We start from the raw sequence: 499 nt of genomic DNA, 5'->3' as shown, positions 1-499 counted from the left end.
AATCAAATRTGTATGCTTGTACTGAATATACTTTTGTCCTACTCCAAAATGTTCTTTTGTTTTTCCAGATAATCCGTTAAAAGTATTTCCTAAGTCGCTTAATTTAAATTCTTTCCATTCTGAATAATTGTTTTTATTTCCATTTTTAAACCTTACTATTTGTTCAAATATTAAATCTTTGAGATTTAACATTTGGGATTTTAGTTGGGAAATTATTTTCTTTTGGGTTTGAATTCTTTCATTTATTAAAGAAAGAAAAGATGCAATTTTCTGTTGCTCTAAAATTTCAGGAAAATACGCTGAACATTCATAAATATCTCCCAAATTTATTTTCTTTGGAAATGCGACGTGAATAATTCGTTTATGTAATTCATTTTTAAATTCCTTAGTCTCAATTCTTTGAGATAAAAAATTAATATTGTCTGAAGTTTTAATTCTGATAAGAGCTAAACTAACATAATATGCTAAAGGATTATCATTTTGCACTATTGCTGTCGCA

1 protein-coding gene is annotated in these 499 nt (G+C 26.1%); it reads right to left on the bottom strand.

The window, feature by feature from the left end; all coding sequences use genetic code 11:
• Window positions 1-499: restriction endonuclease subunit S domain-containing protein (locus REB14_RS23985; RefSeq protein WP_482155932.1), on the bottom strand; the 499-nt coding region annotated here is incomplete at both ends.

The organism is Chryseobacterium metallicongregator, assembly GCF_031324065.1.
Classification (GTDB): domain Bacteria; phylum Bacteroidota; class Bacteroidia; order Flavobacteriales; family Weeksellaceae; genus Chryseobacterium; species Chryseobacterium metallicongregator.
This window is presented reverse-complemented; position numbering and strand designations above follow the sequence as displayed.